Consider the following 22,551-nt stretch of genomic DNA (forward strand, 5'->3'; position numbering starts at 1 on the left):
TTCGAGGAAGAAACTGTCGATCGAATTTGAAGACGAACCACAAATGGACACGAATAGGGATAAACCTCTAGCCGATTTTCTTCGTGGCCCTTCGTCGTTCTTCGTGTGTCTTCGTGGATTTCTTTTTTTGGCCTTTGTGGTTCACTCGCGTTTGTTTCAGGTAACCGCAGTCAGTTCATCATGCGCTTGCCCGTTCCCGATACCTTCGGCCAACCACCCTTCATCCTTCAAACTTCATCCTTCACCCTTCACTCTCCACTCTCCACTGCCTTACAGGCGTCCCTGGAGCAGGGTCACGTCCACCGGCCGGCCCTTGAGTCGAATCGCCTCCGGCATCGTCGCCACCGGCGTCAGGCCGACAGACCTGAAATGCTCGACTTTGGCGCTGTCGGTGGCGGCAGCGTAGCCCTGAAGCATCGCAATGCCTTTCTGCCGGGCGGTTTCCACCAACCCGGCCAGCAGGTGCTTCACACCCTGGGGATAGTTGTCATGGGCCAGGGCGTCGATCACGGCGCTGTGGCCTCTCAGGGGAGCCGACCCGGGGGTGATGGAACCCAGGCCCAGCACCCGGTGGGGAGCCTCTCCCTCCAGGGTGAGCATCGAGCCGCCCAGGGCCTCCACCCCGTACCAGAGCGAGGTGAAGTTCGACACGCAGCGGAGGGGCGGTGCATACCGCGGCGACACCAGGCCGCGAAGGAAGTCCAGGCAGAGACTCTCCATCGGCTGGGCCATCAGGCAGGCCACCCCGGGGAGGTCGCCCCAGTTGGCCGGGCGGACGGAGGTCTGCTGGCCGGGAGCGAAGAATTCCTTTTCGGGCTCGGTTTCACCTGGAGCCGGTCTGCGCATGACGGCCCCGAACAGTCGCCGGAACCCGATCTTCTCGTAGACCGAAACCTGCCGCGGCGAATTGCCCAGATAGACGACCCGGCACCCTGCTTCCCAGGCCTGCTGAACCAGCCCTTCGGTCAGGGTGGCGGCAATGCCCAACCCCCGGAAGTCCTCCCGAGTCATTACGTCCTCCACAACCCCAACCTGCGGGAGCTCGCAGGCAAAGGCAACCGAGGCCGTCCCCACTGCGTGGCCGTCAACCCTTGCCAGAGCCACCTGAGTTCGCAAGTGTTGGCAGTAGTCCCCCCGCATGGACTGAAGCCAGTCCACATCGGTCCGAGCCCACTCCTGCTGGAGCAGCTCGATGATGACCATTCGGTCGGCGGGCGCGATGGGATAGTTCAGACGGACCACCTCCATGGCCCGATTGTCCCTGAGAGTGACCCTTTCACTCTCGCTCATGAGCCTCCGCCCCCGTTTCCGACCGATTCGCTCAAGCTACCTGCCGCCGCCCTTGGGCACGGCCGCTGGCCGCACAACCCCACGAAGCCTCACAATCGGCCCTCGGAGCCGAGGGGCTGGGCCACGGCTTCCCCCTCTGCGCCCGGCCGAACCGATTCCGCCTTGTCCACGCTCCAGATGGAATCGGAGAAGAAACGGCAGGAATCGAACAGGTGTTCGCGGACCTTGAACCCGGACTGCAGGGCGAACCATTCGATATCCGAAATCGAGTACTTGCAGGAGTGCTCGGTGTGGATCGGTTCCCAGGCCTCGAAGTCAAAGGAGCGTCCGATCTGCTCGATGAAGACCGACTGCCGCTCCTGGCTGACCAGGTAGCTCTCCATGGAGCTGGAGAAGGCATCGTAGGTGCCGAAGTGGCGAAACTTGGCCACATCGAAGCAGCCCCCCAGCTCGCGGTTGATGCGCTCCAGCAGATTCAGGTTGAACCGGCTGGTCAACCCCAGGGAGTCGTTGTAGGCCCGAAGCAGGACGTCAATGTCCTTCTTGAGGTCGAAGCCTATCAGCATCAGATCGTCGTGATTCAGGCACTTCCAGGCGCTTTGCAGAAAGAAACAGGACTCCTCCCGGGTGAAATTACCGATGGAGGACCCCAGAAACAGCACCAGGTTGCGCCGTCGGTAACGATGGTTCAACCACTTCAGGCCATGGAAGTAGTCGCCCACCAGCCCCTGGGTCTTGAGGTCTGGGAACCGGGCCTTGACCATGCCGACCAGCCCACCCATGGACGATGCCGAGATGTCGATCGGTACGTACTGAAAATCCAGCCCCGTTTCCGTAAACCGTTCCAGGAAGTGAGCGGTCTTCCGGCTCAGACCGGAGCCGAGCTCCACCAGGTTGAATGGCTTCCCGGCCACACAGGCGGCGATCCTCTCCCACTGGCTCTCCAGAATCTCCAGTTCGCACCCGGTCAGGTAGTATTCCGGCAAGCGGGTGATCCGGCGGAACAGCTCACTTCCTTGCCGATCATAGAAATACTTGGAGGGGATGGACTTTCGTGCCGCCGAGAGGCCAGTCAGGACATCCAGGGCAAAGGCGTCCCGCTCGTCGAAGGAGTCGGCGTGGTCCTTCGCACCCAGAATGTTGACGCTTACAGGCACGTTTGCCTCCCTCAATGCAGGTCCTTCGCCAGTCGAATGCCCGTGAACTGCCAGCGCTTGTCGCACTGAAAGAAGTTGCGGTAGCTCGGGCGAATGTGGCTTTTGGGCGTGGCGCAGGACCCACCTCTCAGAACCATCTGGTTGCTCATGAACTTTCCGTTGTACTCGCCGAGCGGACCCCGGTCCTGGCGGTACCCGGGATAGGGCAGGTAGGCGCTTCCCGTCCATTCCCAGACGTCCCCGAATAGTTGGCGCACCTCGGGCTGCCCCTCCCCGGACCCGCATCCCCCGGGAGCCGGATGGAAGCGGCCGTCTTCCAGAAAGTTCCCCTGCATCGAACGTCCATGCTGCCGGGCGGCCCTTTCCCATTCCGCCTCGGTCGGCAGGCGCTTGTCCGCCCAACGGGCATAGGCGGCCGCTTCATAGAAGCTGACGTGGGCCGCCGGCTCGTCCAGGTTCAGCGGACGGGACCCGCGCAGGGTGACGATCTCCCAATCGCCGTCGCGCCGCTCCCAGTAGAGAGGCGCGTCCCAGCCGTTTTCGCTGACGGCGTCCCAGCCATCGGAGAGCCACAGCAAGGGGTCCCGATACCCGCCGTCGTTGATGAAATCCAGGTACTCACCGCAAGTCACCAGTCGATCCATCAGGCCGAAGTCGGAGAGCCATGTCTTGTGCCGGGGCCGCTCGTTGTCCCAGGCAAATCCCTGGTCGGGAGCTCCCATCTCGAACATGCCGCCTGCGAACTCGTGAAATGTCGCAGGGGACGGTCGGGCAGGATCGCGGCTTCCCGCTTCATCGCAATCGCGATAGCTAGGTCTCAAGGGATTGCTGGCCAGGATGTGCTTGACATCGGTAACCAGCAGTTCCTGATGCTGTTGCTCGTGGTGCAGCCCCAGCTCCACCAAGTCCGCGAACCCGGCGAAACGCCCCGAGTCCAGCTCCTCCACCAGGTCCACCAGCTTCTCGTCCACGCTGGCGCGGTAGGCATAGACCTCCTCCACCGTCGGCCGGGAGAGGGTTCCTCGAATGTCCCGCGCCACTCGCTCCCCGAAACTCTGGTAGTAGGAGTTGAAGACAAAGTAATAGCGGGGATGAAAGGCCCGATAGCCTTCGGCAAATCGTTCCAGGATGATTCGCTCGAAGAACCAGGTGGTGTGCCCCAGGTGCCACTTGGGAGGACTGACGTCGGGCATGGACTGAATCACGTAGTCCTCGGTGCAGAGGGGCCGGCAGAGATCCCGGGTGGTTTGCCTGACCGTCTGAAAAGCGCTCGAGAGCTCGGATCGATTCATGGGGGATTTGAGTCTGACGGAAATCGATGCGCCGCCGGCCGGCCTGTCACAGGTGAGACAGTGAACGCGGCGAACTCTTGCCGCAAGCTCGAGGCTACGCCCGGCGGCGTCCTGAGTGGCCGAGCCTGCAACAGGTCCTTGCCCGCAAACTTGCTGCAATCGCAAAATGGCAGATCAGCCTACCACACAACCTATCCACGGTCGAGGGAGGTGAAAAGAGATCTCCACGAAGTCACACGAAGGACCACGAAGGGGTCGGAGGAGGCTAAAGAGGGGTCTGCCAAGGGGGAACCAAATCTCAAGAAAAAGATGCCCGCGAAGGGGAAAGACGAACCACGAATGAACACCAATAAACGGATTGAAGAGTTGAGGCGTTTGCAAAATGCGGCAGCGGGATGGTTACCGAAAATGGCCACAAAAGGCACAAAAAGAGCAGAATGATGAGCCAATTGCAAAATTCCGCGGGCACTTGAATAGGGACCGTTGTTGAATTATTGGAATAACCTGTAAAGACCCCGTATGCAACGCTATGGAATCAATGCCATTCAGCAGTAGCGGATCGAAGTTATTCCAGTAATTCAACAACGTCCCCCGCGCTGCACGACGAATTTTGCAAAAGGCTCACGAATCAAACTATTCGTGTTCATTCGTGGTTCGCCTTCATTAACGATAGCCCGTTATTTCCCGAATGCCCCCTGCGAGGGCTTGTCGCCGACTCTCGCCTGAATGGGTAAGGAGTGTTTATTATGTGGGTCGCTATACGGAAAGCAGGAGGCCGCGGTTGCGCACCATCGTCTGGTTTCGGGGAAAAGACCTGCGGGTCGGGGATCACGAGCCCCTTGCCAAGGCGGCCGCCGAGGGTGAGGTGATTCCCCTGTTCGTTCTCGAACCCCGCTTCTTCGGACCGGGCCGGGCGCGCCGCGCGCCCCACCGGATGCAGTTCCTGCTGGAATCGCTGGCGGGGCTTCAGGAGGGTCTGTCGCAGCGGGGCAGCGGATTGGTTCTGCTGGAAGGACCGAGCACGTCGGTGCTGCCGAGAGTAGCCGCCCAGTGGAAGGTCGATCGCGTCTGGGCCCATCGTGGCTCCGAACCCGGCGGCCGCGCTCGGGACGACGAGGTAGCCCGCGCTCTGGAGGTCCCCCTCAGGCTTTTCGAGGGCGAAACGCTCGCCCCTCCGGGGAGCATTCGGACCCGGGCTGGGCGGCCCTTTTTGGTCTTCACAGCCTTCAATCGGGCTTTCCTGAAAGAAGCATCCGCCGGCTGGGCGCGCCCCGCTCCCGAGAGCCTGCCCCCACTGCCTGCCGGCCTCGGCCTATGGACCGGCGGAGTGCCGGATTGCTCCGACATCGGACTCGAACTCAATTCGAGGGTGCGTGAAGGGGGAGAGCAAGCCGGCCGCAAGCGCCTGCGGACGTTTTTCGCCGGCTCGCCCAGCCTCTACGAAACTCTCCGGCACCGTCTGGACGTGGGGGTGACCAGCCACCTCTCGGCGGATCTCAAGTTCGGAACCCTTTCGGCCCGGGAGGTCTGGCAGCGGTCGTGGGAAAACCATCGGGACACCCCCTCGGGCACGGCATTCAGGGATCAGCTCCTGTGGCGGGACTTCGGCTACCACACCTTGTGGGACCGCCCAGAGGTGCTGGAGCGTCCCTTCCGGAATGACTTCCTTGGCTTTCCCTGGGAATTCGACGAAAAGCTCTGGACCGCCTGGACCGAAGGCCGTACCGGCTTCCCCCTGGTGGACGCCTCGTCCCGGCAGTTGCTGCGGGAAGGCTGGGTCCCCAACCGGGCACGGATGGTATCGGCCAGCTTTCTGACCAAGCACCTGCTCATCGACTATCGGCTGGGCGAAGCCCATTACATGAAGTACCTGGTGGACGGCGACCCGGCCCAGAACAACCTGGGCTGGCAATGGTCGGCGGGTTGCGGCTGCGACGCCCAACCCTACTTCCGGGTGTTCAACCCCGTCCTCCAGGGAGATCGATTCGACCCCACGGGAGCCTATGTGAGACGATGGCTCCCCCGGTTGGAGCGGCTACCCGAACGTTATATCCACCGTCCCTGGGCGGCCCCCGCCAGCGTCCTCGAGGAGGCGGGCGTCCGCCTGGGACAGGATTATCCCTATCCCGTGGTGGACCATTCCCTGGCCCGGGACCGGTTTCTCAAGGTAGCGCGGGATTATCTGCACGGCCGGGGAAGCAAGGCGGGAGGGTAGGCCGTCTTCAGGAATTCAATCTCCAGATGCCGTAGTTCAGATAGGTAGCGTATCCCACCCAGGCGAGGTAGGGCAGCAGAAGCAGAGCCGCCACCAGGCTGTGGGGTTTGAAAGCCAGAAGGGTGATCAGGATCGCCACCCAGAGCAGCAGGATCTCGACCAGGGCGGCGCCGGGCTGGCGCAGGCCGAAAAAGAGGAAGGACCAGGCGATATTGAGCAATAGCTGCATCCCGAACAGGGCAAAGGCCAGCCGGGCTCCCTCGAACCCCGACCGGGTCCAGACCTGCCAGGCCGCCACCGCCATCAACACGAAGAGAACGGTCCACACCGGTCCGAAGACGCTGTCCGGCGGCGTCCCGGGCGGCTTAATGAGCCCGGGGTACCAGTCCTTGACCGATTCCGCCGTCGCCAGCGAGCCGAGATAGCCGGCTCCCAGACACACCAGGAGCAGTGCAGCCAGCACGCCCAGAGATTGCATCGGTTAAGCCTCCTCGCGGCATGTCGCCGCTGCCTGTTGTTCACCCGAGAGCCGGGCGATGCGCCTGAGCATGCCCTCGAAGATCAACCGGTGGAGAGGATAGAGAACATACCAGTAGGCCAGGCCCGCCAGTCCCAGGGGTTCGAACTCGGCTGTCTGCCGAATGACCGATCCGGACCCGGAAGTCTCCACCTCGAACTGCAGCCAGGCTCGGCCCGGCAGCCGCATTTCCGCCAACAGTCGCAGCAGGCGATCGGGCTCGTAGGCCTCGACCCGCCAGAAGTCGATGGTCTCCCCCACCGCCGGATGTTCCGGATCCTTGCGGCCGCGCCTCAGTCCCGGTCCGCCGGCCATCAGATCCAGCCACCCCCGTAGCCTCCAGAGCCAGTTGAAGGCGTACCATCCGGCCTTTCCTCCAATCTTGCGGATCGGTGCGAAGGCGGCGCCGGCCCCGGCTTCGACCTTTTGCGCCCGGGAGTCGACCAGCCGGGCGCCGTAGCGCACACCGGCCATTCCCCGGACCGTCCCCGACGAGGAGAGGGCATCGGACCAGCGGGTCTGGGCGAATTGACGATCTTCGTTCACCAGGGCGCGGGCAATCGATTCCCGGAGTGTGCGCGGACGGATGTCGAATCTGTCGAGCGCCTCCGGTTTTTTGACGACGGTTTCGTTTCTGAGGCTGTCGACGAGCTTGCGGCCCACACGAGCATAGACCGGGGTGACCAGGCCAAGCCACAAGCCCGACAGCCTCGGGGACAGAAGGGGAACCGGGATCATCACACGGCGGAGTCCGCGCTGCCTGGCGTATTCCCTCATGATGTCGCCATAGGAAGCCCGGTCCCGACCGCCGATCTCGAAGACGCGGCTCTCGGAACCGGGAAGGTCCAGCGCAGCCACCAGGTATGCGATCACATCCTCGACGGCGATTGGCTGAGACAGGGTTCGCACCCATCGCGGCGTAATCATCACCGGCAGCCGGTCCACCAGGGCGCGAATCATCTCAAACGAAAGGCTGCCCGATCCGACGATGATGGAGGCGCGAAACTCCAGCGTGGGGACGCCGGAATGCCTGAGGATTCGGCCCACCTCCTGGCGGCTGGCCAGGTGGCTGGAAAGATCCTCCTGACCGCCCAGGCCTCCCAGGTACACGATCCGCCCCACCCCTGCCGCGCGGGCCGCCTCCGCAAAGGCTCTGGCGGCAAGCCGGTCCGCTTCGGCAAAGCTGTCCCCCGACGCCATGGAATGGACCAGGTAATAGGCCGTCGAGACGCCTCGCATGGCGGTCGGAAGCGTCCCCGGCCGCGTCAGGTCACCTCCGACCACCTCGGTGCCGGGGCCGACCCGCACCCGGAGAAACTTCGGGTGCCGCGCCAGGCAGCGGACCGACCGGGCTTGCTCCTCGAGTCGCGCCAGCAGCCTGCCGCCGATGTATCCGGTGGCTCCCGTAACCAGTATCCGTCCTCCGGCTTCGACCGAACGCAATCTCGGTTCGCCGGCGTCGACCAAAGGCAATTTCAGTTGCTGCCTAATTGCTTGCAAGGGGCTCCTTTCTAATCCGGAAAGCGCTCGAGCAGCCGTTCCCGGCGATAGCGAAAGATCCGGGACAGATCCGGAGCCACCAACCAGCGGTCGACCAGCCGGCCTCCCCAGACGGCATACCGCACGCGATCCTCGACCAGCGTGCCGCCCTCCACCGGCCGGAAGCGGTGCCGGTGAATCCATCGGCGATAGGGACCCCGGACCTGTTCATCCACAAAGAGACTGGGGGGATTCCAGGCCGTGATGCGGCTCCGCCAACGCAGGGGAACCCCCCGGAGCCGGAGGCGGTAGTCGATTTCCGTGCCTGGCAGGATGGCAGTCGGCGAGGGGTCGACGATTTGAAAGTGCAACCAGGGCGGAGTCAGCAGATCCAGGTTCCGTGCATCCGCGAAAAAGGGAAATATCTCCTCCGGAGTCCGCCGGATCAGGACCGCACTGTGCAATTCGAATAATCTCACGCCGGTCCTCCGCAAAAGCATCGTGGTGCCGCTTGGAGTTGAAGGAGATCCATCTGTTTTCCTGTCTATTCGTGGTTCAACTTCGATAACGATCGGCCGTTTTCCGTCGAATGAGCAGCACGGAGGGTCGGAGGCCGGACTTGTTTGAAGCACCCTGTTGCAACCGGTTTGGACCGCCTTGTCGCACGGTCCGGAGCCGAGCCGGAGGGGAACCCAGTCTCCAACGTAAGAGGCCCTTTTTCTCCCTGCATGATCGGTCCTGTCGTCCGGGACGGGGGCCCCGCAAATCAGGAATCGGCCCCCTCGCCACCCTTGGCCGGGGACGACAACCCGACGGCCTCCAGCAGAAAGCGGGCGGCCTGGGCGGGAGACTCCCCATCCACGTCCACCCGCTTGTTGGCGGCTCTCATGGTCCCGTCATCGATAATCCCGTCAAAGACCTCCAGCGCCTTGACCAGTTCGCCCCTGCGGGCGGCAGCCGGCGAAAGCACCAGCACCGCGTCATAGGGAGGCAGCGCCTGCAGCGGATCGGCCAGGACCGCCAGGTCATACTCGATGATGCGGCCGTCGGTCGTATAGGCGGAGATGACATCCACCACTCCCTCGCGGGCGGCGGCGTACATGAGGCTGGGATCGAAGGTTCGCCGTTCTCTGAAGTCAAGACGGTAAGCCTCTCGCAACGCTACCCATTCGGGCCGGGCAAAGAACTCGAAATCGGCCCCGATCGTCATTTGAGGGGCGTGGCCGGTGAGGTCCTGAATGGAGGCGAGCTTCAAGGCCTCCGCCTTGTGCCTGGGAACTGCCAGGCCGTAGTTGTTCTCGAACCCCAGCGCCCCCAGGACCCGGACCTGGTGCTCCCGCTGGAGCCAGTCCTTCATCTGTTCCAGCAGATCCGCCCGCGGGGGAAGGTCCCGCCGCTTCATGACGTTGGCCCAGATGGTACCCGAGTAGTCCACGTAGCAATCGACGTGGCCGGCGGTCAGGGCGTCGAACAGGATCATGGAGCCCATGCTGGATCGGTTCTCGGCTTGCAGGCCGGCTTGGGTCAATCTCTGGGCGATTGCCTCAGCCAATACGTACTGCTCGGTGAAGGGCTTGGCCCCGACCACCACCGCGGCCGACCCCCTGGCGGTGGGAATCTGCAGAATCAGGGTCGAGAGCAGAATGAACAGCAGGCCGGCCCCCGCCAGCCAGCCCTTGGTTCGGCTGCGGCCGGCCACGGCCATCTCCCCCAGACGAATGAGCTGATCCAGCACGATCGCCAGCACCGCCGCGGCCGCACAGCCGACCAGGACCGCGGTGAAGTTCTGGGTCTGCAGGCCGCTGAAGATGTAGTTGCCCAGGCTGGTGGCGCCGACCGGAGTGGAAAGGGTGGCCGATCCCACCACCCAGACGGTGGCCGTGCGGATGCCGGCGATGATCACCGGAGCCGCCAGCGGCAGCTCCACCCGGAAGAGTCTCTGCCGAGAGGTCATGCCCAGGCCCTCGGCGGCTTCCAGGATGTCCGGGGCCACCCCCAGGATGCCGGTGACGGTGTTGCGCAGGATCGGCAGCATGCTGTAGAGCAGCAGGGCGATGAAGGCGGGCAGGAAGCCGATCTGGCCAAGCAGGGGAACCATCAGCGCCAGCAGGGCCAGCCCGGGGATGGTCTGGGCCACGCTGGCGACCGTGAGCACCGGCCATTGCAGCGATTGTACCCGGGTCACCAGGATGGCCAGGGGCAGGCACAAGGCGATTCCGCTGGACAGGGCCACCAGGGTCAGGGTCAGGTGATGCCCCAGGTAGTCTGGAAGGAGCCTCAACTGGTCGGCCAACGCCGTCTCGGTCATTGCCCCTCCCGCCCGGAGCGCAGCATGGATTCCACCTGGTCGGCCTGGCGCCTGGGGGTCTCCATCAGGGCAGCGATATAGGGGTGACTCGGGTTCCGCAGAATCTGCCTGGGAGTGCCTGTTCCCACCAGAACGCCCTGCTTCATCACGGCAATGCGATCGGCCAGCAGCAGAGCCTCGGTCATGTCGTGGGTGACCATGACCACCGTCAGGTTCAGGGTCTGCTGCAGGCGTTTGAACTCCCGTTGCAGGCCGTCGCGGGTTATGGGGTCCAGGGCGCCGAAGGGTTCGTCCATCAGCATGATCCTGGGACGGGCCGCCAGGGCTCGCGCCAGCCCGACCCTCTGGCGCTGCCCCCCTGACAGCTCATCGGGTTTGCGGTCGCGATGGGTCCGGGGAGAGAGGCCGGTCAGGTGCAGCAGTTCGTCGACGCGGTCCCGGCAGGCGTCGGGTTCCCAGTTGAGAAGCCTCGGCACCACAGCCACGTTCTCGGCCACGGTCATGTGGGGGAAGAGGCCGACCCCCTGAAACACGTAACCGATTCCCCGGCGCAGAACCACGGGATTGACCCGGGAGACGTCCCGATCCTCCACCAGGATCCGCCCCCGGGTGGGCTCCACCAGGCGGTTGATCATCTTGAGCAGGGTCGTTTTTCCACAGCCCGAGTCACCCAGCAGCACCAGCAGTTCCCCGGCGCCAACCTCCAGGTCGACTCCCTCTACGGCGAAGCTCCGGCCCCGGTCGTAGGTCTTGGATGCTTGCTGAATGCGAATCATGACAGTGCGGTCCTGCTGTCGAGGCCGCGTTCTCCGGCCGAACGGACGACGGCCTCCGTCTTTCCCCTACCGGTTCCGGCCACTTCCGCCAAATCCCGCGTCCAGTATCCGGGATTGAAGAGCTCGAGGGAAAGAAAGCCCTCGTACCCGATGGCGTCCAGATCTCTCAGGAAGGCCTTCAAGGGAAGAATGCCGTCTCCCGGATAGACACGGTCGGCGTCAGTCTGCTCAAACTGGGGAGGCGAGGCGGGCGCGTCGTTGAAGTGGCACACGGCAATGGTCTTGGAGGACAGGCCTCCGATGGCTCCGAAGCCGGAGCCACCCCGAAAGAGGTGAAAGGGATCCAGCACCAGGCAGCCGTGAGGGTGGTCGGCCTGCCGCACGATGGCCAGCGCCTGTTCCAGCTGAAAGACGTTGTGCTGGAATCCCAGGAACTCCATTGCCGGACGAACCCCGAAGGCTTGGCCCTCCTCCAGCAGCTCGCGGTAGCGGGCCGCCGCCAGAGGAATGTCCAGGTGAGGAACGTCGGGAACCGGCGAGGCCACAATGTGGGCCGCACCCACGGCTGACGCCTGCTCCAGCCGCCTGCGTGCCTCCCCGTAGGCGGCTTCCTTGTGGAATCCCTGGCTCTGCATCCAGTCCGACAGGGTGATGACGCTGGCCACCGCCAGGCCCGAGTCCTCCAGGATCCGGCGCAGCTCGGCCAGGGGCCGACCCGACTGCTCGAATCCGGTCAACTCCTCGGTCCAGACCTCGATGGCCGAGTAGCCGGTCCGGGCCGCGATGTCGATCTTCTCCAACAGGCCCGCCGGCCGGATAGTGCTGGTATTCAGGCAGAGAGGCCACTGGCGCATGGCGTTTTCCATGGAGGAATGCGGCTCCCGGCTCCGGTCAGCTTCCGGCGCCCGACACACCTCGGTTCATCGGCGTGCCCACCGATCCAGTTCGTCGAAGAGGGGGGCGGCTCCCAGCTCGGCCTTCCATCCATTGCAGAGACAGGCGATGGGAGCCTTGAGAGCGGGCAGCGGGTCCGCTCCCGGGGTCATGCCGGAGGCCTGGCCGCGCAACCAAGCCAGGAGTTCCTGCAGGCTGCGCTTGCCTGAACCGGCCAGCTCCGAATGCAGTTGCGGCTGGATGGTCTGCTCGAACTCACGTTTGCGGTCCACATCCACGATGTCGGGAAGCAGCAGGCCGGCCGGGCCCAGCTCCAGGTCCAGGCGGGCCAGGAGTTCGCGGTACACCAGGCGGGCCAGTTCCTCGGCCCTGCCGCTCACCTCGGTCAACAGATCCATTCCCTTCCGGGACGAACCTCCCCGCGGCGCAAGCTGGCAATAGAACTTCAGCTTGGGCTCGGTTCCGGAGGGCCGGACCGTGACCACGAAGTCGTCCATGGACATCCGGATCACGTTTCTCGGCAGCTTGTCCGACTCGCTGACGAAGGCCCCGAACCGTTCCTGATCCCAGTAATCCAGGACGTGACGCACCGGATGACCTGCCAGGGTCCGCGGAGGCGAGTCTCTCAGAGAGGCCATCAGCCGATCCCTCCTGGACACGCCCCCGGCCCCGGCCATGGCGATGGAGCGGCCCACGTCGGCATAGCCTCCCAACTGCTCAAGGATCCCGATGTAGTAGTCCAGAAGGGTGCGACCCTGCAGCCGCAGCCTCTGGTAGAGGGCCGCCAGCACCATGCAGGCCGGAGCGGCATCCTTGTCCCGTATGGTGGGAACCATGATCACCCCGTGGCTCTCCTCGGCGGCCAGCACCAGATCCCGTGGCCTGGCAACCACCTGGCCGTATCTTCCGGTTCGTTCCAGGGACTTCAGCACGTCGGCGACATATTTGAAGCCGACCAGCAGGTCATCCACGATTTGGGAGCCACCGGCCTTCTCCACGATCCTACCCAGGATGCGGGTCGTCACCAGGGTCTCCACCACCAGCCCCCTCCTGCGCGGTCCCTCGGGATCCAGCATCAGGAAGTATCCCAGAATGGCGGCAATCTGGTTTCCGTCCAGGTGGACCCAGGAGCCGTCGGACTGCCTGACCTCCAGTCCGACCCGGTCGGCATCGGGATCGCTGGAGAGGACCAGGCCCGAGCCGATCTCGTCGGCGAACTCCCTGGCGGGTGCGGTGGCCTGGGGCACCTCCGGATTGGGGGCCTTGAAGGGGATGACAGCGAAGGAGCCGTCGGCGTCCTGACGGGGCGGGGTCCGAACCGGAAAGTTCAGCCGGCCCAGCAGGTCGCCCACCGTCTTCAATCCGCATCCGCAGAGGGGCGTGTAGACCACCGGCAGGTCGGGCCGAGGGGTGAAGGTGTCTCCATACAGCTCCAGGTAAGCGTCCAGATAGTCCTGGTGGAGATCTTCGGGAATGTCCCGCACCAAGCCCTCGGCAAGCGCCTGGGCGAAGGGTATGCTCCGGATGGCGGTAGCCTCCCGCATGGCGTCCATCAGAGCCTGGTCCTCCGGCGCCACCGGCTGGCTGCCGAAGGCGTCATAGACCTTGATCCCGTTGTCGTCGGGGGGATTGTGGGAGGCCGAGAGATTGATTCCCCCGGCAGCGCCCAGGCGGCCGATGACAAAGGACAACTCGGGCGTGCTGATCACCGCATCCTCGGCCCGCGGCTGCGCGAAATAGGCCGTGATGCCGTTGCCGGCGTAGATCTCGCAGGCCAGCCTCCCCAGCGAGCGCGAAGAGGTTCCCAGAAGCGGGTGATCCTCTCCCAGAAAGCGGTAGGTTCCGGCCAGGTCCTTGAAGACTCGAACATCGTTGGCCACCACCACCGCCAAGTCGCGGCGGCCCGGAAAGGCGGCCGCGAGGTAGTGGCAATGACCCTGGACGGTCATGGCCACGGTGGCCGGATTGAGCCGGTTGGCCCCATATCCGACCCTGCCCCTGCGCCCGCCGGTCCCGAAGGGAAGCACCTGCCAGAAGGCGTCGAAGAGCAGGTCCACCTGCCCGGCCTGGAGGTGCCGCTGCAGCACCTCTGGCTCGGCGTAGGGCACCTGCCCCGAAAGCCACTGCTCCAGGTTGTCGCCTGCCTCCCGGCCCCGGTCCCCGTACTTCCGCACCAGCCGGTCAACCATGGATTTCAGTGCGTCGTCTGCCGCCATTTCCTCGATCCCGGGAGACCGTTGGCGCGTCACCGGATTCACAACTCCTTCCTCCCTGCCTCACCCGTCACAGCCTGAACCGGCGGCTCGCCCGTCCCGCCGCCGCAGCCGCCTGAGTATACCGCAACGGGGGTGAACCGGACAGCGGCCACGCCTGTCCGAAACCCCATACCGCCCGGCTTCCGGCGGTAGGATATAATGCCCGGTTCCGCGCGGGCCTGCCCACTGTGTCAAGCCGCGTCGGCGGAGCAACAAGGCCCCTGGAAAGGAGATCCCCATGACCGGCGGTCAGGCCCTGGTTCGCTCCCTGGAAGCCCACGGAGTCACCGCTGTCTTCGGCATCCCGGGCACTCACAACCTGGCGGTTTACGACGCTCTACTGGACAGCCCCATCCGCCACGTCAGCGCCCGTCACGAACAGGGAGCGGCCTTCATGGCCGACGGGTACGCCCGGGCCGGTGGAGAATTCGGCGTCTGTCTCAGCACCACCGGACCGGCAGCGCTCAACACCCTGACCCCGCTGGGCACCGCCTTCAGCGACTCCTCCCGGGTCCTGTGCGTAGCCAGCCAGATCCAATCGGATTATCTGGGCCGGGAAAAGGGCTTGCTGCACGAGTGCTCCGGCCAGTCGGGAGGTTTCCGGGCAGTCACCAAGTGGTGCCAGCAGGCCACCACGGTAGAAGCCATCCCCTGGCTGGTTCGAGAGGCCTTCGCCCAATTGGGTTCGGGGCGGCCGCGGCCGGTGGCCCTGGAGATCCCCTGCGACGTGCTGGACTCCACCGGTCAGCCCGCGCTGCCCGCGCCACTGACGACAGAGCTGGAACAGCCCGGGCAGGAGGAACTCACCCAGGCCTGCCGACTGCTGGAAGAGGCCAGCCGGCCGGTCATCTGGGCCGGGGGCGGCGTTATCCGGGCCGGGGCCTCGGCCGCCCTGACCCGGTTGGCGGAGCGGCTGCAATCCCCGGTCTTCACCACCACCCTGGGCAAGGGAGCCATCCCCGAAGACCATCCCCTCTCCGGAGGCAACACCCTGCTCCATCCGGTTGGCCGGGCTTACCTTGAGACCTGCGACCTGATGCTGGCGGTGGGAACCCGGTTCAAGGAGATCGAGACGGAACGCTGGCGCCTGAAGCTGCCGGAGCAGCTGATCCACATCGACATCGACCCCACCGAGATCGGCCGCAACTACGAGGTGAGCGCCGCCGTGGTCGGCCACGCCAAGCCCTCCCTGGAAGGTTTGCTGGAACGGTGCCAAGGGGCGACGACTTCCCGGGACCGCCCACGGGAGGTCCAGGCGCTTCGAGACCGGATATGGGGCGAATGCCGGCAGCGGGCGCCGGCGGCGGTGGAACTGGTGGAGTGCCTGAGAGCGGAGCTTCCCCGGGACAGCATCCTGGTCTGCGACCTGACCGCGGCCGCCACCTGGTGCCACCACCTGCTGGAGGTCTACCAGCCGGCCGGCTTCCACAGCCCCTGGGGATTCTGCACCCTGGGTTTCGGACTGCCCGCGGCCATCGGAGCCAGGATGGCTCAGCCCCAGCGTCCGGTGGTCCTGCTGTCGGGGGATGGAGGGTTTCTCTTCAACTGCCAGGAGCTGGCCACGGCGGTGGAGTGCGGACTGCCACTGGTGATGGTTGTCTTTAACGACAAGGGTTACGGGGTGCTTCGGCCTCAACAGATGGCCCGCTATGGCCGCACCCATGCGGCCGACCTGGTCGGCCCCGATTTTGCGGCCCTGGCCAGAGCCTTCGGAGCCGCCGCCCTGCGGGTGGAGCGCCTGCAGGATCTATCCCGGAACCTCTTGGAAGCGCTACGACAGCCAGGGCCCTGCCTGGTCGAGTTGACGGCCCAGATCCCCTGGCCGCCCATCGAGACCACCGCCGGCATGTTCGCTCAGGCGGAAGTGCCCACCCAATGAGTCGAATTCATGGACGGCCGAGCCGGGTGGAGGAGTTGGCCGAGGCTGTGCCAGGACGTGTGCGGGCGGGACGCCCGCGCTCCCGGATGGGCTTCATCCCCTGACGTCGTCGCAACTAAGGAGGTCCAACGGTCTTCGTGTTTGTCCGTGGTTCGTCCTCAACAACCATCGGCAGTTTCTTCCTCTTATAATCTGCCCGCAAGGGCGGGGGCGGAACTTACCTGAAACCATTGAATGATCGGTTTCCCAGGGTGGCGGCCCGCCTCACCCGGAGTCGCCGCTCGCGGGCGGCGCCTTGGCTTTTTTGGGGGGAGTGGCTGAGACGCCTTCCAGGCCGCCGCTGACCCTGAGAACTTCTCCGGTGATCCAGGTGGCATCCGGACTGCAGAGAAAAGCCACTCCCTGAGCGATCTCATGGGGCTCTCCCCAGCGCCCCAGGGGAATCGAGCCGGCAACCCGCCGGATCATTTCCTCCTCCGAGACATTCAGGCTCAGAGCCCGTTCCGCCATATTCTGGCGGTTGAAGTCAGTATAGACCGGCCCGGGACTCACGGCGTTGACCCGAACCCCGTAGGGCGCCAACTCCAGGGCCAGCGTCCGGGTCAGGCTGATCACGCCCGCCTTGGCAGCGTTGTAGGCCGCCACCAGGGCTGCAGCGCTCTGCCCGTTCACCGAAGCCATGTTGACGATGCAGCCCGACTCTTGCCGCTGCATAACGGCGGCCGCCGACCGGCAACAGTAGAAGGTTCCCGTCAAGGTCACGCCCATCACCCGGTCCCACTCCCGGTCACCCAGCTCGGCCACCTCGGTCACCGATTGCCTCGAACCGGCATTGTTGACCAGGATGTCGAGCCGCCCCCGGTCGTCCACAAACGCCTCGAAAAACTCCCTCACGGCCCGGCTGTCGGTGATGTCCAGGGTGGCGGGTTCCGCCTGCAGTCCCTTCTCCCCCAGCCCGGCCGCCGCTTTCCGGACCTTCTCCGCTTGCACATCAGCCATGGTCACGTGGGCGCCCCGTCGGCCCAGCTCCTCGGCGATGGCCAGACCCAGCCCCTGGGCAGCTCCAGTGACCACGGCATTCAGGCCCTTCAGGGCATCAGCAGCAGTATCGATCATGATTCGTCCTCAAGATGAAAATTGGAGGGAGTATAGCATTGGCTTCCGCTTCATCTCTCAAGGGTAAGTCGGCCGGGGTTTTTTTGTGGAGGCATTGCGTTCGGGGACGGGTGCTTTCTATGCGCCGCATTCGCGGCTGGGTGGGTGCTGAACCCATACGACCCCGGGCTGCCGCCCGGGGCTACCCTGAGCCGCAGCTACGCAGCTCTATAAGGATGGCTCGTAGGTGGCGTCTTGCCGGGTAACCCACGTCAGCCGCAGCATTCGCAGCTCTCCCCGAACCCACAACGCTGCAAGGGGAAACGTGCTTTTCTATTTGGAATAATGCCCCGGGCCAGAGCCCGGGGCTATCCATCGGGAAACGTCACATAGGGGAGTAGAGCCGCGAAGGCGGCCACAGCACCTATCCACGGAGTGAGCCCGCCTTGCCAGGAGCAATGGTTTGGTTTAGTCTCTGCACCGATTCCTGAAGTGGGTCCAAGCAATGGCGATGCAGACCGAATCCAAGGCCTCTGTGGGCGGCGGCCCACCGGCGAGACCAAGCGGCGTTCGCCACGGCGTGCTGGGCCTGCTGGCGCTGGCGGCTGCCAGCGCCTACCTCACCCGTCACTGCATTGCCGTCGCCAACACCACCATTCAGAGGGAGCTCCACTTCACCACCGAGCAGATGGGCTGGATACTGAGCGCCTTCATGGTGGGCTACCTGGCCTTTCAGGTCCCGGGAGGCTGGCTGGGAACCCGCCTGGGACCAAGGTGGGCCTTGTCCCTCATCAGCCTGCTCTGGTCGCTGTTCAACCTCTGGTCGGCCAGGGTGTATTCCTTTCTTCCCATGCTGGCTTCCCGGATTGCCTTTGGCGCCGCCCAGGCCGGACTGGTGCCCATCGCCACCCTGGTCATCAACAACTGGTTCCCCGAGCGGCGGCGGGGGTTCAGCAGCGCCAGCGTGGAGACTTCCATGTCCATCGGGGGCATCGTCACCATGGGATTGACGGCCTACCTGATGGAGCGCTACCCCTGGCGGGAGGTCTTCGGTCTCTATACCTGGGTGGGCGTGGCCTGGGCGGTGGGCTTTTTCTGCTACTTCCGCAACCACCCCCGGCAGCACCCCTGGGCGAATGAGGCCGAGCGGGACCTGATCACCCGGCAGCCTTTCGCCGGGCAAACGGGGGTGGCCGCCACCGCCTCGAGCCCGACCCGGCCCGAATCGACCGAGGAAGGGAGTCCCCGACCCTACCTTAGCCCGGACAGCCAGTCGACCCTGCTGGCCAGCATGATCGGGAGCCGCAGCCTGTGGGGAATCTGTTCCCAGCAGTTCCTGCGGGCGGCTGCCTATGCCGTCTTCGTCTCCTGGTTTCCCGCCTACCTGGAAAAGGGCTACGGCATCACGCCCGGCCAGGCGGGATGGTTTGCCGTATGGCCTCTGGCGGCGGCGGTGACGGGGTTGATGGCGGGCGGCTTTCTGGTGGACGGGTTGTTCGCGCGGACCGGAAGCAAGCGGATCAGCCGCAGCCTGGTGGCCTGCTTCGGCATCGGCACCGCCGGCCTGCTGACGCTGCTGGCCCTGGGGGCCCCCTCGGCTCCGGTATTGGTGGCGTTGCTGTCGGCAAGCTCCCTGGCGGGCGCCTTTTCCGGTCCCTCCTCCTGGACGGCGACCATGGACATCGCCGGCCGCTACAGCGCCCTGCTGATGGCGGTGATGAACATGGCCGGAATCGCCGGGGCCCTGATGATGCCCATCGCTTTGGGATACCTGATCGGACATATCGAACGGACCGGCGGGGACTGGAACCTGGTGCTCTATCTCATTGCCGGCACGCAGTTGGCGGCTGCGCTCTGCTGGCTGGCCGTCAGGCCCGACCAACCCCTCATGAAGCCGGCGGACCGGCAGGGCCCGCCGCCAATGGAGGCGTAACCAGCCCCCGCGATTTGTCTCAGCGCCATGACCTTCGACCTCATCCTAAGCGGCGGACATCTCCTCGACGGCACCGGAACCCCGGCCGTTGCCGCCGACCTGGGCATCCTCGGGGAGAAAATCGAAGCCATCGGAGACCTCTCCCGGGCCCAGGCCGGCCGAATCGTTCCGCTGCAGGGTCTCACGGTCGCACCAGGATTCATCGACACCCACACCCACTCCGAGGGACCGCTTCTCCACGATCCCCAGCACGCCTACGGGTTGCGCCAGGGAATCACCACCGAGATCGTGGGCCTGGACGGGATGTCCTGGGCTCCCCTGTCCCGGGCCAATTTCCAGCTCTACGCGCGCTACCTGGGTGGGATCCTGGGGAACCCGCCGCCCGACTTGGACATGAGCAGCGTCGCCGCCTTTCGAGCGCACTATCACCGCAAGGTAGCTGTAAACGTTGCCTACCTGATCCCCCACGGGGCGCTCCGCCTGGAACTGCTGGGCTTCCGGGACCTGCCGCTCCGGGGAGAGGCGCTCCGGGCCGCCGGGCGCATGGTGCGGCAGGGGATCGAGCAGGGGGCGGTGGGGTTTTCCACCGGAGCCGCCTACTATCCCGGATACTGGGCCGACACCCGGGAACTGGTGGAACTGTGCCGGGCGGTGCGCCAAGCCGGCGGCGTCTACGTCAACGAGCCCCGGGTGGGGACACCCGCGCGCGCCTTTGCAGGAGGAGGGATCCTGGAGGGACTGGAGGTCGCCCGGCGGTCGGGGGCGCCCGTTCACTTCGCCCATCTCAGGACGACCGAGCAGAGCGCCGGCCGGCTCCAGGAACTGGCAGCCCCCATCGACCGGGCCAAGGACCAGGGGGTGGACTGCAGCATGGACATCTATCCCTATCCCAGCGGGAGCAGCATCGCCGTGAGCTTTCTGCCGGGCGAGATGCAGGAGGGCGGTCCCGATGCGATTCTGGAGCGGCTGGCCGACCCGGGACGTCAGCGGGCCCTTCGGGACCACCTGCAGAACCACCTGTTCGCGCCGCTGGAGCCCGTCACCTTTTCCTACCTGCCCCGCAACCCTCACCTGGAGGGAAAGAGCCTGGCCGAGGCATCCCGGCTCCGGGGGTCTTCCCCTACCCAGACGCTCTGCGACCTCCTGCTGGAGGAGGAACTGAAGGTGGGCTACCTCAACGCACCGCCCTCGAGCCCGGCGCTGCGGGAAGCCATCGACAGGGATTGCCTGCAGTTGCTGGCCCGTCCCGACGCCATGGCCTGCAGCGACATCACCCCCCTGGGAAGCGCACCCCATCCCCGATGCTACGGAGCCTTCCCCAGATTTCTGGGACGGCTGCGGCGGCGCTTGGGGAGTCTGAGCCTGGAGACGATGGTCCAGCGGATGACGGACGGGCCGGCGCGCCGCTTCGGATTGAGCGGGCGGGGCCGGTTGCAGGCGGGGTATTTCGCCGACCTGGTGGCCTTCGACCCGGGCACGGTCACAGATAGCGCTACCTATGAAGACCCCAAGCAGTTTCCCGTGGGCATACCCTGGGTGGTGGTCAATGGTCAGGTGGCGGTGGAAGAGGGGCGATGTACCGGGGTCCTGGCCGGCCAGGCAGTCCCGTGACAAATGGATTCATTGAAGACGGCCCAACATGAGGTTCCGAAGGCTGCGCCATCCCATTGCCGCCTCAACCTTCGGAGGGCTTCTCTTTCCGTTTGGGGCGAATGTCCAGACCGGGCACGCCCAAATCCAATCGGAAGAGCGCTCCGGGCGTGCCTCCCGTGACGAAGAGCTGATCCAGCCTGGGTCCGCCGAAGGCGCAATTGCTGGTGGTGAGGTTTCCCCCGGGATAGCGGCGGATGAGCTTGCCCTCGGGGTCCAGGACCTGAACCTGGCGCATCCCGTAGTGGGCCACGTAGAGGTTTCCGGCAGCATCCAGGCAAATGCCGTCGGGTTGGTTGCCGATCTGCTCTCCCTCCTTCGTGGGCAGATCGGCGAATACCTGCATGGGGCCTACCTTGCCAGGCGAGAGCACCTCGTAAAGCAGTATACGGTTCTTCTGACTTTCGGCGACCAGCAACCGCTTTCGATCGGGAGTCAGGACGATGCCGTTGGGGTAGGCCAGCCCTCCGGTCACCAAGTGGGTGGTTCCCTCAGGATCCACGTAGTGAACGGTGCCGATGGGATTGGACAGGCCGGTTCCCTCCGGGTCGGTAAAATAGAAACCTCCCTCCGGGTCCAGGGTCAGGTCGTTGGGTCCCTTTAGCGGCTTGCCCTCGCATTCCTTGGAGGCCGGTTCCATCATGTTTCCCTCGGCATCCAGACGCAGCACGGCGTGATGGGTGGCGTCGCAGACCAGGTGGGTGCCGTCCGCCAGAATCTTGTGGCCGTTGGGTTCCCCGGTCTCCGCCCACACGCGATGCTTTCCATCGGGGGTCACCACCGTGATCACCCTCTCGTGGGAAAAGTAGATGTTCCCTTCGCGATCGATCACCACCCCCTCGGAATAGTCATTGGTGCGGACGATCTCCACCGGCTGGACAGCCTCGGCTTCCGGGAGCACCGCCTTCTTGTCGGAAGGAGCGATCGCGGAATCCGGCTCTCCGGCGGAGCCGCAGCCCAGGCTCCAACCGCATACTATTGCCAACACAATGACCCCCAACCCGGCCCGGTGCTCGCGAATCATGAGGACCTCCCGTCCTTATCCAAGGGCTCGGGCAGACGCGATTTGCCGTTGCCCTCGCAAGATGCGCCCCCCGGCGATGGTTTTCGACTCTTGTTACCGGCATCCTGAACGCTTCGCGACCAGCCTGTAAAACCTCGTGGTCTCAGATCTCGGGCTTGTCAACCGCGGCGGCTGGCTCGGCTCCGCCAAACACCACTCTTGTCCCGGCAGGAATTTGGATCCTATCGGTTCCCGCTTGCCGGGTCAATGTCGGAGCGCACCGATCCACCGAGTCGAAACAGGCACCTATGATGGCCAGCCTGCCCGCTCCAGACCGCGACCGCAATCGCGCCCTGTTGGCCCTTTACCCCAGGATCGCTGCCCCATGTCGATGGTATTTCCCGGATCCACATGGACAGATGTCGAGCGGTTGTTGGCGGTTCGATCAGAGATAGCGACGGATTCCCCTGACAGTCACCGGTTCACGTGCTGGGCAAGCCGACGTCTCGACGAAGGAGCTTGAAACTGACGCGCCAAACCCACGTGGGTCGAACATCACAGATTGTAATAAGACTCAAAAAATAAACATTTTATACATCTTAATTTACACGCAAGTGTCACGATGGTTTGCGTACCATCAAGAACATTCTTGTATTTGCGATTCCGCTGCGGCGTCCGATAATACGATCCAAGAATTCGTGATGGCCAGCCCCTTGCCGCTACCGCCCGATCAGCCGGCACCTTGTTCTCTGTGATCGTATTGAACATCAACAGGCTTTCATCATGTATCCGGCCACCCGGTGAGAAA

16 protein-coding genes are annotated in these 22,551 nt (G+C 64.6%); 4 read left to right on the top strand and 12 right to left on the bottom strand.

The window, feature by feature from the left end; genetic code table 11:
• Positions 1 to 270 precede the first annotated feature (270 nt).
• The 3 genes from OXI69_08330 to egtB all read right to left on the bottom strand — a co-directional run bounded on the left by OXI69_08330 (position 271) and on the right by egtB (position 3,739).
• Positions 271 to 1,290 (bottom strand): GNAT family N-acetyltransferase, encoded by a 1,020-nt coding sequence (locus OXI69_08330; GenBank protein ID MDE2666143.1) that lies wholly within the window; start codon positions 1,288 to 1,290, stop codon positions 271 to 273.
• Between the two features lie 89 nt (positions 1,291 to 1,379).
• Entirely contained in the window at positions 1,380 to 2,447 is a 1,068-nt protein-coding gene (gene egtD, locus OXI69_08335) for an L-histidine N(alpha)-methyltransferase (protein ID MDE2666144.1), read from the bottom strand.
• 11 nt (positions 2,448 to 2,458) lie between these two features.
• Positions 2,459 to 3,739 (bottom strand): ergothioneine biosynthesis protein EgtB, encoded by a 1,281-nt coding sequence (egtB, locus tag OXI69_08340; protein ID MDE2666145.1) that lies wholly within the window; start codon positions 3,737 to 3,739, stop codon positions 2,459 to 2,461.
• Positions 3,740 to 4,520: 781 nt separating this feature from the next.
• Here egtB and OXI69_08345 point away from each other — a divergent pair.
• Positions 4,521 to 5,954 carry a deoxyribodipyrimidine photo-lyase gene (locus OXI69_08345; protein ID MDE2666146.1) on the top strand — a complete coding sequence of 478 codons (1,434 nt, stop codon included), beginning with the start codon at positions 4,521 to 4,523 and terminating at the stop codon, positions 5,952 to 5,954.
• Positions 5,955 to 5,961: 7 nt separating this feature from the next.
• Here the strand turns inward: OXI69_08345 and OXI69_08350 are convergent, their stop codons facing one another.
• The 7 genes from OXI69_08350 to OXI69_08380 all read right to left on the bottom strand — a co-directional run bounded on the left by OXI69_08350 (position 5,962) and on the right by OXI69_08380 (position 14,186).
• Positions 5,962 to 6,432, bottom strand: a complete 471-nt coding sequence (locus OXI69_08350) for a tryptophan-rich sensory protein (GenBank protein ID MDE2666147.1) — start codon at positions 6,430 to 6,432, stop codon at positions 5,962 to 5,964.
• Between the two features lie 3 nt (positions 6,433 to 6,435).
• The gene (locus tag OXI69_08355; GenBank protein MDE2666148.1) at positions 6,436 to 7,962 is read right to left on the bottom strand and encodes an SDR family oxidoreductase; all 1,527 of its coding nucleotides are present in this window, start codon (positions 7,960 to 7,962) and stop codon (positions 6,436 to 6,438) included.
• A gap of 20 nt (positions 7,963 to 7,982) precedes the next feature.
• Positions 7,983 to 8,429 carry an SRPBCC family protein gene (locus OXI69_08360; protein MDE2666149.1) on the bottom strand — a complete coding sequence of 149 codons (447 nt, stop codon included), beginning with the start codon at positions 8,427 to 8,429 and terminating at the stop codon, positions 7,983 to 7,985.
• A 287-nt stretch (positions 8,430 to 8,716) separates the two neighbouring features.
• Positions 8,717 to 10,258: an ABC transporter permease/substrate-binding protein gene (locus OXI69_08365; GenBank protein MDE2666150.1), complete on the bottom strand. Its 1,542-nt coding sequence runs from the start codon at positions 10,256 to 10,258 to the stop codon at positions 8,717 to 8,719.
• Positions 10,255 to 11,034 (bottom strand): ATP-binding cassette domain-containing protein, encoded by a 780-nt coding sequence (locus OXI69_08370; GenBank protein ID MDE2666151.1) that lies wholly within the window; start codon positions 11,032 to 11,034, stop codon positions 10,255 to 10,257. Before OXI69_08370 ends, OXI69_08365 begins: the two co-directional genes overlap by 4 nt.
• A complete protein-coding gene (locus OXI69_08375; protein MDE2666152.1) occupies positions 11,031 to 11,900 on the bottom strand; it encodes a sugar phosphate isomerase/epimerase in 870 nt (289 codons plus the stop codon). Before OXI69_08375 ends, OXI69_08370 begins: the two co-directional genes overlap by 4 nt.
• A 54-nt stretch (positions 11,901 to 11,954) precedes the next feature.
• The gene (locus OXI69_08380) at positions 11,955 to 14,186 is read right to left on the bottom strand and encodes a phospho-sugar mutase (protein ID MDE2666153.1); all 2,232 of its coding nucleotides are present in this window, start codon (positions 14,184 to 14,186) and stop codon (positions 11,955 to 11,957) included.
• Between the two features lie 235 nt (positions 14,187 to 14,421).
• Between OXI69_08380 and OXI69_08385 the strand changes: the two genes are divergently transcribed.
• On the top strand, positions 14,422 to 16,062 hold the full coding sequence (locus OXI69_08385; protein ID MDE2666154.1) for a thiamine pyrophosphate-binding protein: 1,641 nt from the start codon (positions 14,422 to 14,424) through the stop codon (positions 16,060 to 16,062).
• Positions 16,063 to 16,326: 264 nt separating this feature from the next.
• Here OXI69_08385 and OXI69_08390 read toward each other — a convergent pair whose 3' ends face one another.
• Entirely contained in the window at positions 16,327 to 17,178 is an 852-nt protein-coding gene (locus OXI69_08390) for an SDR family NAD(P)-dependent oxidoreductase (protein MDE2666155.1), read from the bottom strand.
• Positions 17,179 to 17,662: 484 nt separating this feature from the next.
• On the opposite strand from OXI69_08390, the gene OXI69_08395 reads away from it, so the two are divergent.
• Together OXI69_08395 and OXI69_08400 are read left to right on the top strand one after the other, a co-directional pair.
• Positions 17,663 to 19,090, top strand: a complete 1,428-nt coding sequence (locus tag OXI69_08395) for an MFS transporter (protein ID MDE2666156.1) — start codon at positions 17,663 to 17,665, stop codon at positions 19,088 to 19,090.
• A gap of 27 nt (positions 19,091 to 19,117) precedes the next feature.
• Complete coding sequence (locus OXI69_08400; GenBank protein MDE2666157.1) at positions 19,118 to 20,701, top strand: amidohydrolase family protein; 1,584 nt, start codon at positions 19,118 to 19,120, stop codon at positions 20,699 to 20,701.
• A 64-nt stretch (positions 20,702 to 20,765) separates the two neighbouring features.
• On the opposite strand, the gene OXI69_08405 is transcribed toward OXI69_08400, so the two are convergent.
• Positions 20,766 to 21,764, bottom strand: a complete 999-nt coding sequence (locus OXI69_08405) for an SMP-30/gluconolactonase/LRE family protein (GenBank protein MDE2666158.1) — start codon at positions 21,762 to 21,764, stop codon at positions 20,766 to 20,768.
• Positions 21,765 to 22,551 lie beyond the last annotated feature (787 nt).

It is taken from the genome of Acidobacteriota bacterium (assembly GCA_028875575.1).
Taxonomy (GTDB): domain Bacteria; phylum Acidobacteriota; class Terriglobia; order Versatilivoradales; family Versatilivoraceae; genus Versatilivorator.

Coding starts and splice junctions, on each gene's coding strand:
- OXI69_08330 (MDE2666143.1), bottom strand. CDS start 1,290: ATGAGCGAGAGTGAAAGGGTCACTCTCAGGGACAATCGGGCCATGGAG.
- egtB (MDE2666145.1), bottom strand. CDS start 3,739: ATGAATCGATCCGAGCTCTCGAGCGCTTTTCAGACGGTCAGGCAAACC.
- OXI69_08350 (MDE2666147.1), bottom strand. CDS start 6,432: ATGCAATCTCTGGGCGTGCTGGCTGCACTGCTCCTGGTGTGTCTGGGA.
- OXI69_08365 (MDE2666150.1), bottom strand. CDS start 10,258: ATGACCGAGACGGCGTTGGCCGACCAGTTGAGGCTCCTTCCAGACTAC.
- OXI69_08370 (MDE2666151.1), bottom strand. CDS start 11,034: ATGATTCGCATTCAGCAAGCATCCAAGACCTACGACCGGGGCCGGAGC.
- OXI69_08375 (MDE2666152.1), bottom strand. CDS start 11,900: ATGGAAAACGCCATGCGCCAGTGGCCTCTCTGCCTGAATACCAGCACT.
- OXI69_08385 (MDE2666154.1), top strand. CDS start 14,422: ATGACCGGCGGTCAGGCCCTGGTTCGCTCCCTGGAAGCCCACGGAGTC.
- OXI69_08390 (MDE2666155.1), bottom strand. CDS start 17,178: ATGATCGATACTGCTGCTGATGCCCTGAAGGGCCTGAATGCCGTGGTC.
- OXI69_08395 (MDE2666156.1), top strand. CDS start 17,663: ATGGCGATGCAGACCGAATCCAAGGCCTCTGTGGGCGGCGGCCCACCG.
- OXI69_08400 (MDE2666157.1), top strand. CDS start 19,118: ATGACCTTCGACCTCATCCTAAGCGGCGGACATCTCCTCGACGGCACC.
- OXI69_08405 (MDE2666158.1), bottom strand. CDS start 21,764: ATGATTCGCGAGCACCGGGCCGGGTTGGGGGTCATTGTGTTGGCAATA.